Annotated in this window: 14 protein-coding genes; 10 read left to right on the forward strand and 4 right to left on the reverse strand. The window is 58.9% G+C overall.

From position 1 onward, the window contains the following. Positions 1-55: 55 nt before the first annotated feature. From FHX05_RS16675 to FHX05_RS16685, 3 genes are all read left to right on the forward strand, one after another. On the forward strand, positions 56-829 hold the full coding sequence (locus tag FHX05_RS16675) for a siderophore-interacting protein (protein WP_183873077.1): 774 nt from the start codon (positions 56-58) through the stop codon (positions 827-829). 336 nt (positions 830-1,165) lie between these two features. Then, positions 1,166-2,905: a type I secretion system permease/ATPase gene (locus tag FHX05_RS16680; protein WP_183873079.1), complete on the forward strand. Its 1,740-nt coding sequence runs from the start codon at positions 1,166-1,168 to the stop codon at positions 2,903-2,905. Further along, positions 2,902-4,212, forward strand: a complete 1,311-nt coding sequence (locus FHX05_RS16685; RefSeq protein ID WP_183873081.1) for an HlyD family type I secretion periplasmic adaptor subunit — start codon at positions 2,902-2,904, stop codon at positions 4,210-4,212. Before FHX05_RS16680 ends, FHX05_RS16685 begins: the two co-directional genes overlap by 4 nt. 90 nt (positions 4,213-4,302) lie before the next feature. Here the strand turns inward: FHX05_RS16685 and FHX05_RS16690 are convergent, their stop codons facing one another. Continuing rightward, on the reverse strand, positions 4,303-5,739 hold the full coding sequence (locus FHX05_RS16690; protein ID WP_183873083.1) for a family 16 glycosylhydrolase: 1,437 nt from the start codon (positions 5,737-5,739) through the stop codon (positions 4,303-4,305). 566 nt (positions 5,740-6,305) lie between these two features. Between FHX05_RS16690 and FHX05_RS16695 the strand changes: the two genes are divergently transcribed. Beyond that, a complete protein-coding gene (locus FHX05_RS16695; RefSeq protein ID WP_112336913.1) occupies positions 6,306-6,830 on the forward strand; it encodes an invasion associated locus B family protein in 525 nt (174 codons plus the stop codon). Here FHX05_RS16695 and FHX05_RS16700 read toward each other — a convergent pair. After that, positions 6,824-7,747, reverse strand: a complete 924-nt coding sequence (locus FHX05_RS16700; RefSeq protein ID WP_183873085.1) for a GntR family transcriptional regulator — start codon at positions 7,745-7,747, stop codon at positions 6,824-6,826. The genes FHX05_RS16695 and FHX05_RS16700 overlap by 7 nt on opposite strands. Before the next feature lie 85 nt (positions 7,748-7,832). Here FHX05_RS16700 and FHX05_RS16705 point away from each other — a divergent pair, with 85 nt between their 5' ends. From FHX05_RS16705 to FHX05_RS16725, 5 genes are all read left to right on the forward strand, one after another. Further along, positions 7,833-7,982 carry a hypothetical protein gene (locus FHX05_RS16705; protein ID WP_183873087.1) on the forward strand — a complete coding sequence of 50 codons (150 nt, stop codon included), beginning with the start codon at positions 7,833-7,835 and terminating at the stop codon, positions 7,980-7,982. Positions 7,983-8,036: 54 nt separating this feature from the next. Then, complete coding sequence (locus tag FHX05_RS16710) at positions 8,037-9,050, forward strand: zinc-binding alcohol dehydrogenase family protein (RefSeq protein ID WP_183873089.1); 1,014 nt, start codon at positions 8,037-8,039, stop codon at positions 9,048-9,050. Positions 9,051-9,424: 374 nt separating this feature from the next. Continuing rightward, a complete protein-coding gene (msuE, locus tag FHX05_RS16715; protein WP_183873091.1) occupies positions 9,425-9,985 on the forward strand; it encodes an FMN reductase in 561 nt (186 codons plus the stop codon). Between the two features lie 293 nt (positions 9,986-10,278). After that, positions 10,279-10,863 (forward strand): alpha/beta hydrolase, encoded by a 585-nt coding sequence (locus FHX05_RS16720; RefSeq protein ID WP_183873093.1) that lies wholly within the window; start codon positions 10,279-10,281, stop codon positions 10,861-10,863. Positions 10,864-10,969: 106 nt separating this feature from the next. Continuing rightward, positions 10,970-11,629 (forward strand): peroxiredoxin, encoded by a 660-nt coding sequence (locus tag FHX05_RS16725; protein WP_069614590.1) that lies wholly within the window; start codon positions 10,970-10,972, stop codon positions 11,627-11,629. A gap of 59 nt (positions 11,630-11,688) precedes the next feature. On the opposite strand, the gene FHX05_RS16730 is transcribed toward FHX05_RS16725, so the two are convergent. Then, positions 11,689-12,591: a LysR family transcriptional regulator gene (locus FHX05_RS16730; protein ID WP_183873094.1), complete on the reverse strand. Its 903-nt coding sequence runs from the start codon at positions 12,589-12,591 to the stop codon at positions 11,689-11,691. Positions 12,592-12,685: 94 nt separating this feature from the next. Between FHX05_RS16730 and FHX05_RS16735 the strand changes: the two genes are divergently transcribed. Continuing rightward, positions 12,686-13,720, forward strand: a complete 1,035-nt coding sequence (locus FHX05_RS16735) for an aldo/keto reductase (protein ID WP_183873096.1) — start codon at positions 12,686-12,688, stop codon at positions 13,718-13,720. 61 nt (positions 13,721-13,781) lie between these two features. On the opposite strand, the gene FHX05_RS16740 is transcribed toward FHX05_RS16735, so the two are convergent. Continuing rightward, positions 13,782-14,813 carry an aldo/keto reductase gene (locus tag FHX05_RS16740; protein WP_183873098.1) on the reverse strand — a complete coding sequence of 344 codons (1,032 nt, stop codon included), beginning with the start codon at positions 14,811-14,813 and terminating at the stop codon, positions 13,782-13,784. Positions 14,814-14,875: the final 62 nt, after the last annotated feature.

Consider the following 14,875-nt stretch of genomic DNA (forward strand, 5'->3'; position numbering starts at 1 on the left):
GGTCTGCGCGGCTATGTCCTGCGGATCGAGATCGAAGCGCCTCGAAAGGACACCCATGGATACCCCCCATAATTCCAACACGGCCATCTCCGCCCCAAAGATCGAGCGCGTGCGCCATGAACTGAAGCGGCGCTTCCTAACAGTAACAGGCATTGACAGGATCACTCCCGGCATGCTGCGCATTCGGCTGGCCGGCGAAGATCTCGCCGATTTCGTCAGCCTTGCGCCCGACGACCACATCAAGGTGATGGTGCCGGGTGCCGGCGGGGAAATGGAGCGGCGTGACTATACACCTCGCCAATACGACACCGCGGCGCGAACGCTCGTCCTCGATTTTGCCGTCCACGAGGCAGGCCCCGCTACGCAATGGGCGCTCGACGCTCGCGTCGGCGACAGGCTGGAGATCGGCGGCCCCCGCGGCTCGGCCGTTGTGTCCGCGGATATCGAGAATTGGGTGCTGATCGGCGACGAGACGGCGCTGCCGGCCATCGGTCGCCGGATTGAAGAGGCGCGAGCGGGTGCGCGTATAACGGCGATCGTCGCGGTTGCCGATGCGCGCGAACATCAGGAATTTCAGACCGATGCGCAGCTGGATATGCGCTGGGCATATCGGCCTCTCTCGGAGGCAGCGGATCCGTCCTCGCTTCTGAAGATACTTCAGTCGATCGATGTGGTCCCGGGTACTTTCGTCTGGATCGCCGCCGAAGCCTCCGTCACGCGTGCCTTGCGCTCCTACCTAGTCGAAGAACGCGGCTATCCACTGAGCTGGATCAAGGCGTCCGGCTATTGGGTCAGGGGCAAGGCCGATACGACGGAGAAATTCGACTGAATGCGGGCACGCGGGCGGCGGGATGTCGCCCGCTTCGGCCAATGTGAGCTCAAGGCATCTTGCCGGAACCGGCGACTGCCCCATTTCATGGCGCAATTGTCCCACAAATGGACAGGGTGTCCTACGATAAGATTGGGTTCACCGAAACTGCATTTCGAGCAGATTTCGACTTCCTAAATTATACGGGATCACCGAAGGTTAGGTACGAAGCGAGAGTGGCGGCTGATGCCGTTGGCGATCGCCTCATAGGTTTATGGTGCCGAACGGGAGGCGGCGTCATGAACTTGACTAGAAGCCCTGCCGTACGCGACGGCCAATGTTGAGGATCGACGCAAGGTGCTTGCCGTCCCGAAAGACCCGCCGCAAACATTCGCTGTGCTGATGTTGTCGGCGCTTCGCAAGGCCTTCATCGGCATCGCTCTGGCGAGCGCTGCCATCAATGTGCTGGCGCTAACCGGCTCCTTTTTCATGCTGCAGGTTTACGATCGGGTCATTCCGAGCCATAGCTTACCGACATTGTCCGGTCTCGTCATCATCGTCGTGACCCTCTACCTGTTTCAGGGCGTAATCGAATTCCTGCGCTCCATGCTGCTTGTGCGCATCGGCATGTCGCTCGACGAACGCTTGAACAGGAAGGTTTTCGGTGCGCTTCTGTTCCTGCCGAGCAAAAAACAGACGTCGGACGATGGGCTGCAATCGGTGCGTGATCTCGAGCAGATCCGCTCCTTCCTTTCCGGCAGCGGTTCGACGGCGCTGTTCGACCTGCCCTGGGTGCCGTTCTATCTGCTCCTTTGTTTTCTGTTCCACTTCTGGATCGGTTTCACCGCTCTTTGCGGTGCCTTGTTGCTCGTCGGCATTACCGTGGCTGCCGAAATGCTGTCGCGCCGACCGGCCCTGGAGGCAGCCAGGTCTTCCGCGGCGCGTCTCGGCTTCGCCCAGGCCGCGCGGCGGAATTGGGAGGCTGCCATTGCCATGGGATTTTCCGGCCGCCTCACCGATAAATGGGTCGCCATGAATGAGGATTACCTCACGCACCAGGCGATAGCGAGCACCCGCGTCGGCGCGCTGACCATCACCGCAAAGATCGCGCGAATGATGCTGCAATCCGGTGTCCTTGCCGTCGGCGCGATCCTCGTCATCCGCCAGGAAGCAACGGGAGGCATCATCATTGCGAGTTCGATCCTGGTCACGCGGGCGCTGGCGCCCGTCGAGCTTGCGATCGGCCAATGGAAGGGTTTTGTGGCTGCACGCCAGGGCTGGACGCGGCTTGCCGCACTCCTCGACGCCGCGCCGCCCGCGCCGCAGGCCTTCGCCTTGCCCACGCCGTCACGGGAACTCAGCGTCGAGAATATCACCGTGACGTCGCCCGGCAGCCGCGATTTTATCCTGCGCAATGTCTCGTTCAAGATATCGGCGGGAACCATACTGGGCGTCATCGGCCCGAGCGCATCGGGCAAGTCTTCGCTGGCACGTGCGATTGCTGGCTTGTGGCCGGTTGCAATCGGCTCCGTGCGGCTCGATCGTGCCGCACTTTCGCAATGGGATACCGACGAGCTTGGGCAGCATATCGGCTATCTGCCGCAGGATGTAGACCTCTTCGATGGCACGATCGCCGAGAATATTTCGCGTTTTGCCGAGGGCATGCCGACGGAGCCGATCATCGCGGCGGCGAAGGCGGCCGGTGTCTACGACATGATCGTCAAGCTCCCGGACGGCTTCGATACGAAGATCGGCGAAGGCGGATCGCGCCTTTCGGCTGGGCAAAGGCAGCGTATCGCCTTGGCGAGAGCGCTTTACGGCGATCCATTTCTAGTGGTTCTCGACGAGCCGAATTCCAATCTGGATGCGGAAGGCGAGGCTGCACTGACGGCGGCGCTTGCAGTTGTGAAGGAAAGGGGCGGCATTGCAATCGTCATTGCCCACAGGCCAAGCGCTCTCGCCGCTGCCGATACGGTGTTGATCATTGCAGGCGGTCAGGTTCAGGCATTCGGACCAAAGAAGGATATCCTTGGTCCATCGCCCAAGCAGCTCGGAACAACGCATCTGGCCATAGCTGGTGGGGAGACGCACGGATGATCGGCAAGGCCTCGTCATCGAACGAACGTATGATCCGCCGCTTGTCACTGCTGGTGGTAGCGGTCATCCTTCTATTGTTTGGTGTCATGGGCGGTCTTGCCGCCGCCACCAAGATCGCCGGCGCGGTGATCGCGTCCGGCACGCTTGTCGTCGACAGCTATGTAAAGCCGATAAAGCACCTGAAGGGCGGCATTGTCCGCGCAATCCTCGTGAAGAACGGCGAGCATGTCGCCGCGGGCCAGGTGCTCGTCCGACTGGACGACACCCAGACCCGAGCCAATCTTTCCATCATCCGCAAGCGGCTCAACGAGCTTTCAGCCCGCACGGCGCGCCTTATAGCTGAGCGCGACGGCAAACAGGAGATCACCTTTCCAGCAGATCTCCTTTCATCTGCCGGAAACGCGGATGTTGCGGCCATTCTAGCCGGCGAGCGGCGGCTCTTTTTCGATCGGCGGGCATCGCGCGAAGGGCAGAAATCGCAGCTGCATGAGCGCATTCAACAGCTTAACCGGGAGATCGAAGGGCTCATAGCACAGGAAGAGGGCAAGCGGCGGGAAATCGCGCTCATTGCGAAGGAGCTCGGAAGTCTCGAAGGCCTGCTCAACCAGGGCATCATCTCGGCGACAAAGGTCTACTCCCTGCAGCGGGAAAGCGCTTCGCTGAACGGCGATCTCGGAAACCTCGTCTCGTCCATCGCCCAGACCCGGGGCAAGATTGCGGAAACCGAACTACAGATCCTGCAGATCGATGCAGACCGCAGTTCGGAAGTGTCCGAGCAATTGCGTCAGGCCGAGAGCGATAGCGGCCAGTTTTCCGAGCGTCTGGTTGCTGCTGAAGATGACTTGAAGCGGATCGACATCAAGGCGCCTCAGGCTGGCATCACCGACCAGCTAAGCATCCATGCTGCAGGGGCCGTCATCTCGCCTGCAGAAGCGATCCTGCAGATAGTTCCCGATAAGGATGCGCTGGTGGCGGAGCTTAAACTTGCGCCGCAGGATATCGACCAGATTACCGTAGGCCAGGCGGTATCCCTGCGCTTTCCCGCCTTCAATCAGCGGATCACCCCGGAGCTGAACGGGCATGTGGATACGGTCTCGGCGGATCTGACGACGGATCAGCGTTCGGGACAAAACTACTATGTCGTACGGGTCAAGGTGGCAAAGCCTGAATGGGAAAAGCTCGGAGCCCTGACGCCATTGCCAGGCATGCCGGTGGAAGCCTTTCTGCAGACGGGCGAGAGAAGCGTTCTTGCCTATCTGACAAAGCCGATGACCGACCAGATCCGGCGGGCGTTCAGGGAGGATTAGGGTGGCCTCGACTGAGCTGCGGCATTTACCCAGCGGCCGCCCGATTTGCGTCGAACGGCTGCTGCGGAATGGATCAAGTTCCGAGATCGGTCAGATATGCCAGTCCGTCGTATGGGCGGATTGCGCCGAGGTGGCAAGCTGGGTGGAGTGATCGTCCAGCGAATAGGCCTTGATATAGTCGATCTTCATCTCGGATCCGTTCGGGAGTCCATCCGTCGGAGTGCCCGCTACGCCGCCCACTGCGAGGTCGACCAGCATGTACATCGGGCCATGCATATCGGCGGGCGTGTCGGCATGGGCGACGGCGACGTCGTCGAAATACCAGACGATCTGATCCTTATCCCAGAGCACGCCATAATTATGGAAGCCGTTCGTACTCGGCACTTCCACCGGAATGGACGTCTTCGTGTGCTCGCCGGTGGCATTCGAATGGACTGTGACATTCACCGTGGTGGGGTTCTGCCCGCGCATCTCCACCACATCGAGTTCCGGCGGCCAGGAGCCATCCTCCGGCAGCAGCCAGAAAGCAGGCCAGACGCCCTGATTGTGCGGCATCTCCGCCCGCATTTCGAAATATCCGTAGGTCTGCGAGAAGGTGGAGTGAGTGGTCAGAAGCCCGGATGTGTAATCATGGTTCTCGACGATCGATTTCAACGCATCCGGCGTCTGCTTTGCCGTGATCGTCAGAACGCCGTTGGAGACGGAAAACGGGTTTACTGAGGCGGTCGGCGCGTAAGAGGGGTTGATGTACCATTGCAGCTCATCGTTCAGGCTGCTGCCCTTGTCCGGGGCCCAGGAATATTTAGCATCCCAGGTGCCCTGCGTTCCCTCGTGCAGTGAGAGCGTGTTGAAATCGTCCGAAAAGGTCTGCGTCAGCGACGATCTGTCAAGCCCGAGCTGAAACTGGTCTTCATGCAGGTCGGAGATGGTCTTGTTGGCGAAGACCAGGCTTTCGCCATTGCCGAGATCGAGCCGGACATTGGCGCCTTCCTGCGTGGAATGGCTGACAACCTGATCGAAGGACGACAGGCCATACTGATTGAGCCTGACCTTGTCGTCACCGCTGAAATCGGTGATGAGATCGCTGCCGTTGCCCTTGCTGATGATGAAGGTATCGGCCCCGCCGCCGCCAATGAGCACATCGTTGCCGCCGCGTCCATCGATGGTCTGGCTGCCGCTGCCGCCGGTGATGATGTTGTCGGCGTCGTTGCCATAGGCATGGCGATTGTCGCCCGTAACGGTAAGATTTTCGACATTGGCGGGCAGCGTGTAATCCATCCATGTGTTGATGGTATCGACGCCGGCATTGGAGCCTTCAGAGACCCGATTGTTGCTCGAGTAGATATAATAGATGTCGTCGCCTGTGCCGCCCATCAGCGTAACGTTGACGGTGTTGTCGCCCCATATGGAATCATTGCCCGCGGTGCCGTAAAGCACCGGGCCGGAGCCGGTGGCGGAAAAGAAGGCTGTCGACGTATCGCTATAGTAAAGCGGCTGTCCCAGGGCATTCAAAACTGAATTGGGCATCAGAATCCTCTTCCTTTGTGCCGGACGACCTCCTCCACAGAGCTAATATTTCTCCCCGCTCATATGCATCACATAGCGTGCATTGTTTTTCTGCCCACCCCCGCAGCCAAGTTTTTTGCCGAGCGTGGCTGCGCCTCATTCCTTCGTAGGTGAAGGGCTTTTGACGCGCCGTGCAATCTGCATGCAGTGGTATTTCTCTCAATAGAATTCAAGTTGAAGTAAATTTTATTGTAGGAATATATAGATATATATTACATGAGGCTTATTAATGTATTTCGTACAATGCGTGAGTTCTTTCCACAGTAAATACTCGACATAATCGTTGAATATGGCCAAAAAGATTCTTAAAGTTACACCAAATGGAGGATGCGTTGGCGTAAAATTGCCAATATGAGATCGCAAGAACTCAGTCGCTGAGGGACGGAAGTCGAGATGCGACATGCGATATTGCGGCGATACGCCAGGTAAGGGGGATCGGAGATGGACGAGATAACGCCATTCAAGGTGATAGTGGGCGTCGAGGGGGACTGGTCAACATCGATATATCGACCGGATAGTGGATTGTGATGGCTGGCAAGGCGACCATCGGCGCTTCAAGTTCAGGCGCGTTGCAGGAGCGTTACGGCGACTGGATCCTTACCATCGTCAATCAGGGTACTGCCGATCTTGCCCGGCTATCTTACGCTATTTCATACACGCTGTATGATCTGCAGACGAACACGCCGGTACTGTCGATTGAACTTACTCCAGGGGGCGGGAGTCTCCGGGGCATGTTGGCTCTACCGCAGGGACTCTATCTGCGGAGCGTCGGGCTACCACCAGGCGGCAAAGCCGCTCCCGGTCTGGCCTCGCCATTCGCCACCGCTTTCCCACGTGGCTGTCTTGTCGAGCTGAACCTAAATAAAGCCATGCTTGCCGGTCTGCGGCGCCGGCGCAATCTCGCTGTGACGTTGGCTGCAGCCGATACCGACCGCGAGGTGAGTTATGTCATCTCGCTTCACGGGTTTACCGAGGCTCTAAACCGGGCGCTCTCCATCGTCGATCCTTACGCAGCAAGAGCAGACACCGGGCCAGGCATGACCCTTCAGTAGGCCGGGTCTGACAGCACGCTCGAATTCTCAAGTCTGGCTTCTCGGGTGATGCTTGCAAGCAATGTCCGGCGCGCCTCGCTAAGATGTGCCGTACACGTCTGGCTGATTTTCTTCTGATCCCTTGAGAGGATCGCGTCGATATAATCCAAATGCTGATATACCGCCGCTTCGTTACGGCTGCGCTCGTCTTTCTTGTTCCATTGATAATGATAGAAGAAAATCAGCGAGATGACGTGATAAAATTCGGTGACGAAGCGGTTGCTGGAAGCGCTGTTGATCAAACGATGCAACTGCTCGTCCAGAAGCGAGAAGCGGTGATAGTCGGTATCGATCGTTTCCAGCAATTTGAGATGCTCGCCGCGCAGTCTGCGCAGTTCGTTCCAGCTCGGATCGCCGTCATCGAGTTCCGCAAAGCGCATGACGGACCGCAGTTCGAAAATTTCGCGGATATCGGAAAGCTCGTTGGCGAATTCCAGCGTCATGCCGCGGAAGACCCATTTGCCGCCGGCCTCGCGCTCCATCAGGCCAAAATGCCGGAAACTCTGCAGAAATTCGCGGATCGTTGTCGACGATACGCCGAATTGCCGTGCGAGCTGAAGCGCGTTGATAGTCTGACCCGGCCCGCTATCGGATTGGAGAATCCATGTCAGGAAGGCGCGTTCGACCATCAATGTCGGCGGGATGGTTTCGGCTTCGCAATAGAGCTCTGATGGTTCTACCTGCCGCAGGACTGCTCCGTCCCTGGAAATCAGGCCGCTCTCCTTAGCCGCAGCAAGGCACTTGCGGACAGTCGTTCGGCTGGTGCCAAGCGTTCGACCGATCTCGCGCTCCGAGCCAAGCGGGTGTCCATGGCCGACCGATTGCACGTGGCGCAGGAATTCGTTGAACTGCCGTTTGAAAAGATTTTCAGAACGCATGCCGCCCAATCTTGCTGGTTTTTTTTACATAAAATACCACTTTAAATCGCTTATCTCAACCGTGTAAATTCAGCGCAAGCAGGCGGTGAACGAGCGCAATCCAGTGCCGAAGTTCGAGGTGAAGATGGTGCTCAAGTTATTCCTGTACGCCATCGGCGTGCGCAAGGGCGAAGTTGCCTTGAAGCCGGTTCGATCTACCGGTCGACATCGCCGCCCTGAACTGATCTATGTTTAGTAAACCGGGCGCGAGCGTCCGGTTTACTGCCCAATCCAGGAAAGGTTTCGTCACGTGAAAGCCCTGTTGATCGAAAGTGAAGGCATCAGCCGTTTCACCGATGTCGCTCGCCCGCAACTCGGGGACGGCGATGTCCGTATTTCCATCCGCCATGTCGGCATCTGCGGGAGTGATCTCAACACGTTTCGAGGCCTCAATCCCCTGGTGCAATTGCCGCGCATTCCTGGGCACGAGATCGGCGGCGAGATTGTCGAGACCGGGGCGGGTGTTCCGCCTACCTATCGACCCGGGCAGCGCGTTATCGTACTTCCCTATACCAGTTGCGGCACGTGCTCCTCCTGCCGCAAGGGGCGCGTGAATGCCTGCCGCTACAATCGTACGCTCGGTGTCCAGCAGGATGGCGGGCTTGCCGAAGAGATCGTTCTTCCGGCGGAGAAGCTGATCTTCAATGATACCCTTGAGCCGCGCTTTCTCGCCTTGGTCGAGCCGCTGTCGGTAGGCTTCCACGCAGTGGCGCGCGGCCGCGTGTCGGCGAGCGATCGCATCGTTGTGCTGGGCTGCGGGATGATCGGCATGGGCGTCGTGATCGGAGCCGTTGCTCGCGGAGCCGAGGTGATTGCCGTCGACCTCAGCCCGGAAAAGACCGCGCTGGCAAAACAGTTCGGAGCCCGTCACACAATCGACGCCGGCACGGAAGATGTCGTTGCGCGCATTGTCGAGCTGACGGATGCTCAGGGCGTCGATGTGGCCTTCGAGGCAGTCGGTCTTCCGGAAACTTTTCGTCAGGCCATCGACTTGGCCGGCTTTTGCGGCCGCGTCGTCTATGTCGGCTACGCCAAGGCGCCCGTTAGCTATCAGACGCAGATGTTCAATCTCAAGGAGCTCGATATCATGGGATCGCGCAACGCGACCAAGTCTGATTTCGATGCGGTCATCGCCTATCTGGAGACGATCGGCGATCGTGCCGCTTCCCTTATTTCCAAGGTCATACCCTTTAGCGATGCCGAGAGCGCGTTACCCTTTTGGGACAAGAACCGAGACGTTTTGAAGGTCATCGTCGAAAGATGAATATCTAGGCCGCATGCAATTTCCGACTGCGCTTCCCGGCTTGTTGGGAAGCGTGCCGGCAGCCGGCGAGGCAGCGGAATGGGCCTCGCGATCGCGCATTGCCTTGTAGTCTCCGGGACTGAGCTGATGCGTTGGCGGGCCGCACGTCGGATCTCATTGAGAAAGCCACGGCATCAATCGATCCCCTCCTAGAGAAAGCCGGGACCGCTGCCCTTTCCTTTGGGGCATTTGTGCACTTCACCCAGCTGGCTGCAGCATAGAAAGAGATTTTCCCATTTCCATACCTTCAGAGATCGCTGTTCCTTTTAATCTACAATTTTTATGGACAATATTTGCATTATCGAAAATGCATGCGGTCGTCGGAAGGGATAAGAATGAGTGCGCATAAACTTGTCGGCATCGCCGGCAGCTTCAACAGGCCGTCGAAGACCTATTCACTGGTCCAGACTGTCGCGAATCTGGCAAGCGGGCGATATGGCTTCTCAAGCAGGATCTACGATCTGCATGATGTTGGCCCGTCTCTCGGAGCGGCCCAGCGGCGCGAGGATCTCGACGATCAGGCGAAAGGCGTGATCGATGAAATCGTCTCGGCAGATGCATTGGTTATCGGCTCGCCGACGTTCAAGGGCTCCTATCCCGGGCTGTTCAAGCATCTGATCGACCTTATCGATCCACACGAGCTGCGCGCCAAACCGATCATCATCACGGGGACCGGCGGAGGCGACCGGCATGCGCTGATGGTGGAGCATCAGCTGCGGCCGCTCTTCGGCTTCTTCATGGCACATACCCTGCCAACCGCCGTCTATGCGTCGGATCGTGATTTTACCGATTACAGGGTTTCCTCGGAGCCGCTCGCCAGCCGCATCCATGAAGTCGTCGGTGAGCTCTCCGCTTTCTTCCCGCATCCGGTAACGGTGCTTGCCGCGGCCGAATGATGGGCTGAGGATGATTTGCAGCAGTCCCTGCGATTTATCAATCAAATGGAGGGTTACATGAAATGGAATGTCATTAGCCGCCTGAAGACGATTTTCGCTGGGCGCGCGTTGCGGGATGAGGATGGACGCATCCGGTCCGTCGATCGGCCCGAGCCTGGTGAGCGAGAGCTCTCCGCGCGCGATTACGAGATCTACTATTGGTGTACATCCCCCGCGCCTTGGCATTGAAGGGATGGATTCTTGGTTTCCTGTCGCAAGCTTTGCAATCGATCGCTTTTCTTCGTGAGGCTTTCATGACCAGAGTACTGATCGTGCCCGGCCTTTTCGGCTCCGCCGAGGGGCATTGGCAGCGCTACTGGCTGCAGGATCATTCCGACGTGCGGCTTGTCGAGCAGGATGACTGGGACTTTCCCAATCTCGGCAGCTGGATGGAGAAATTGGAAGCCGCGCTGGAAGAGGCCGGAGAAGCCTATGTCGTCGCCCATAGCCTTGGCTGCGTATTGACAGCGAGATTGGCTGGCCGCCAGGCCGCACGAAGGGTCAAAGGCGCGCTGCTCGTAGCGCCCTGCGATATTCCGGTGACGGAAACCCTGCATGCGGGACATCTATCCTTCGGCACCATGCCGACGGACGCGCTGCCTTTCCCAAGCATGACGATCGGGAGCTTAAATGACATCTATATGAGCCTCGACCGGCTCGGCATGTTCGGACGGCTCTGGAATTCGGATGTTCGCAATATCGGCCTTGCCGGGCATATCAACATAGCAAGCGGTTACGGGCGCTGGGCGAGCGGCTATCGCTTTCTGGACATGTTGAAGGCGCGTAGCAGGCATCGCAGGCCGCTAGGGATTTCAGCGGCAATCGCGGCGTCCATTTAAAAGAAGGGCTTTTCATATCCGACATTCGACGCCATTGTGCGACGAATTTTTTTCTCGTTCCCTGGCTGTCATAAATGCGCGCCGGGGTAGGTTTGGAGGCAAGACAATGAGTTTGCGCATCAACGATATCGCGCCGGATTTTACGGCCGAGACGACACAGGGCGAGATTAAGTTCCATGACTGGATCGGTAACGGCTGGGCCGTGCTCTTCTCGCATCCGAAGAACTTCACGCCGGTCTGCACTACGGAACTCGGCGCAATGGCCGGCCTCGAAGGCGAATTCCGCAAGCGGGGCGTCAAGATCATCGGCATCTCGGTCGATCCGGTCGAGAGCCATGGTCGTTGGAAGAACGATATCAAGACGGCTACCGGTTTCGATGTCGACTATCCGCTGATCGGCGACAAGGACCTCAAGGTCGCCAAGCTCTATGACATGCTGCCGGCAGGCGCCGGCGAAAGCTCGGAAGGCCGCACGCCTGCCGACAATGCCACCGTCCGTTCCGTTTTCGTCATTGGCCCCGATAAGAAGATCAAGCTGATCCTCACCTATCCGATGACGACAGGCCGCAACTTCGGCGAAATCCTGCGTGCGATCGACTCGATCCAGCTGACATCAAAGCATCAGGTCGCAACGCCGGCAAACTGGCAGCAGGGTGAGGACGTCATCATCACCGCCGCTGTCTCCAATGAAGATGCCATTACCCGCTTCGGCTCGTTCGATACGGTCTTGCCCTATCTGCGTAAAACCCGCCAGCCATCAGCCTGATCGGCGTGGTGATTAAGAGTTTTAGCTGACACGATGCGGCCCTGACGGCCGCGTCGCTTTTACAGGTGAACGTTTTCGCGTAAGAAATCCAGCAAGGCGCGTACGCGCGCGGGTAGAGGACCGCCCTGGCCGATATAGACGGCGTGGAATTCCTCGATATCTCCGGGATTGAATTCTTCCAGCACAGGCTGTAGCCGCTTAGCCGCGATATCCGATTTCACGGTGAAGGCGGCAAGCCGTGCCAGGCCGGCACCGGCAAGCGCCAGATGCCGCATGGCTTCGCCGTCGCCCACCTGCAGGCTGCGGGCAGCGGGGATCGTTGCAACCTCGCCATTATCTAGCAAAGGCCAGCCTTCGATCGCCCGGGAATAGCTAAAGCTGATGCGGCAGTGTTTTGTCAGTTCGACCGCGGAGCGCGGTATCCCATGCCTGCGCAGATAGTCCGGCGAGGCGACGATCATGTTTCGCGTCGCTCCGAGCTTGCGGGCCGTTAGGCTGGAGCTCTTCAGCGGTCCGGCGCGGATTGCAACATCGGCGCGCTCCTCCATCAGGTCGATGACCCGGTCCGTATGGAAGATCTCGAGCGAGACATTCGGGTGCAACGCCATGAAGCGTGGAACGAGCGGAGCCAGCACATGATTGCCGAAGGAGCCGCTGGTGTTGACGCGGATATGGCCGGCCACCTGCTCTCCTGCCGATGCATGGCGTTCGGCTTCGGCAATATCGGCAAGAATGGCGACGCTGCGCTCGAAGAAGGCGCAGCCCTCGGGTGTGAGTTGCAATCGCCGCGTCGAGCGGTGGATGAGCCGCGCGCCGAGGCGCTTTTCAAGTCTCGTGACGAGTTTGCTGACGGCTGAAGGCGTCATCCGGCAGGCTATGGCTGCAGCGGTGAAGCCGCCGAGTTCCACGGCGCGCACGAAGACTTCCATTTCACCGGAACGGTTGATCTCTTGGCGGCTCATGATGAATTGAAGTCATAAATGAGTTTCTTTTCGGCAATCTATATCATCTCTCTCGCCGCGTCTATCTATCTGAAGAACCAACAGGAGATAGACAATGGAATACAGAAATCTCGGTGCTTCGGGCTTGCGTGTTCCCGTGCTCAGTTTCGGCGCCGGCACCTTTGCCGGCAACGGACCGCTTTTCCGCGCCTGGGGCTCGACGGATGCGACAGAAGCACGCCGTCTGGTGGACATCTGCCTGGAGGCGGGCGTCAATCTCTTCGACACGGCCGATGTCTATTCGGCAGGCGCATCGGAGGAGGTGCTTGGCCAGGCGATCCGGGGCAGGCGGGATGCCGTGCTGATCTCGACCAAGACAGCACTGCCGATGGGCGATGGACCGGCCGATTGGGGCAGCTCGCGCTCGCGCTTGATCAAATCCGTCGATGCCGCCTTGCAGCGTCTCGGCACCGATTACATCGACCTCTTGCAACTGCACGCTTTCGACGCCTCGACGCCGATCGAAGAAGTGCTCTCCACTCTCGATAACCTCGTGAAGGCAGGAAAGATCCGCTACATCGGCGCTTCCAACTTCGCCGGCTGGGAGTTGATGAAATCGCTCGCGATCTCCGACAAGCACGGCTACGCACGCCATGTCGCCCATCAAGTCTATTATTCGCTCGCCGGCCGCGATTACGAATGGGAACTAATGCCGTTGGGCCACGATCAGAATGTCGGTGCCCTCATCTGGAGCCCGCTGGCATGGGGCAGGCTGACAGGCAAGATCCGCCGCGGCCAGCCATTACCGGAAAAGAGCCGCTTGCATGAGACAGCGTCATTCGGGCCGCCCGTCGATGACGAGAAGCTATTCGATATCGTCGATGTGCTGGATGAAATTGCTGTCGAGACCGGGAAGAGTGTGCCGCAAATCGCCCTCAACTGGCTCTTGAGCCGGCCGACGGTCGCAAGCGTCATCATCGGCGCGCGCAACGAAGAGCAGCTGCGGCAGAATCTCGGCGCGGTCGGCTGGACGCTTTCGAAAGAGCAGATCGAAAGGCTGCATAAGGTCAGTGAGATGACGGTTCCCTATCCCTATTTTCCCTATCGGCGTCAGGAAGGTTTTGCGAGACTCAACCCGCCGCTCGTTTGACACGGCAGGCGATCCCAATGACGGCGGCGAAGCAGGCAACTGCTTCGCCGCCGGATGAAACTTAACGGCTACCCTCGATCTTGCGATGGCGCTGGTTCCGGCCGCTTTCGCCGTAGGGATAGCCGGCAGGTTGCGGCGCGCTGATCTCGTTCAGCCGATCCATCTCCGCCTCCGTAAGTTTCAGTCTGGCTGCGCCCAGATTGTCGGCAAGCTGCTCGGATGTCCGGGCGCCGAGGATGACTGAAGTCACGGCTGGGCGCGCGGCCGTCCAGGCAAGCGCCACCTGCGCCATGGTCACATCTCGTGCCTTGGCGATCTCCTCGACGATGGCAATGATTGCCCAGGTCCGCTCCTGCGCATTGCGCGGCGCAAAGGATTCACTGCCGCGATTGGGGTTTTCGCCAAGCCTTGTGGCGCCGGTCGGCATTTCGTCGCGCTTATATTTGCCGGTCAGCCAGCCACCGCCGAGCGGCGACCATGGCAGCAGGCCCATGCCGGCATCAATGCAGGCATCGACGATTTCAAGCTCGATGTCTCGGACAAGCAGATTGTATTGCGGCTGCAGCGTCACCGGCCGCGTATAGCCCTGTGCCTTGGCAATCTCGGCTGCCTTGGCGATGTGCCAGCCGACATAGTTGGAGAAGCCGTAATAGCCGATCTTGCCGGCACGCACGGCGTCATCCAGAAATCGCAATGTCTCCTCGATCGGCGTTAAAGCGTCCCAGGCATGCATCTGATAGAGATCGATATGGTCGATACCCAGACGGCGAAGGGAATCATCTAGCGCTTGGCCAAGATGCCGGCGCGAAAGGCCGATGTCGTTCGGCCCGTTGCCCATCGGGAAGCGGCCCTTGGTGGCGATCACGGCCTGGCGCGCTTCCGTCGGACGCGCCTTCAGCCAGCGGCCGATGATCTCTTCCGACTTGCCGGCGCTGTAGACATCGGCGGTGTCGATGAAGTTGCCGCCCCATGCGAAATAATCGTCGAGAAGCCTGTGCGACGCGGCTTCGTCCGCTTCCGCGCCGAAAGTCATGGTGCCAAGGCAATAGGCCGTGACGACGGCCCCGCTTGGGCCGAGCTTGCGATAATCCATTCCTGCCTCCTCTGAACGGAGCTCTGCTGCCCAATCGGCGAAGCGATCGGGAGAGCTGCAGG

This window comes from Rhizobium sp. BK491 (genome assembly GCF_014194925.1).
In the GTDB taxonomy this organism is placed as follows: domain Bacteria; phylum Pseudomonadota; class Alphaproteobacteria; order Rhizobiales; family Rhizobiaceae; genus Rhizobium.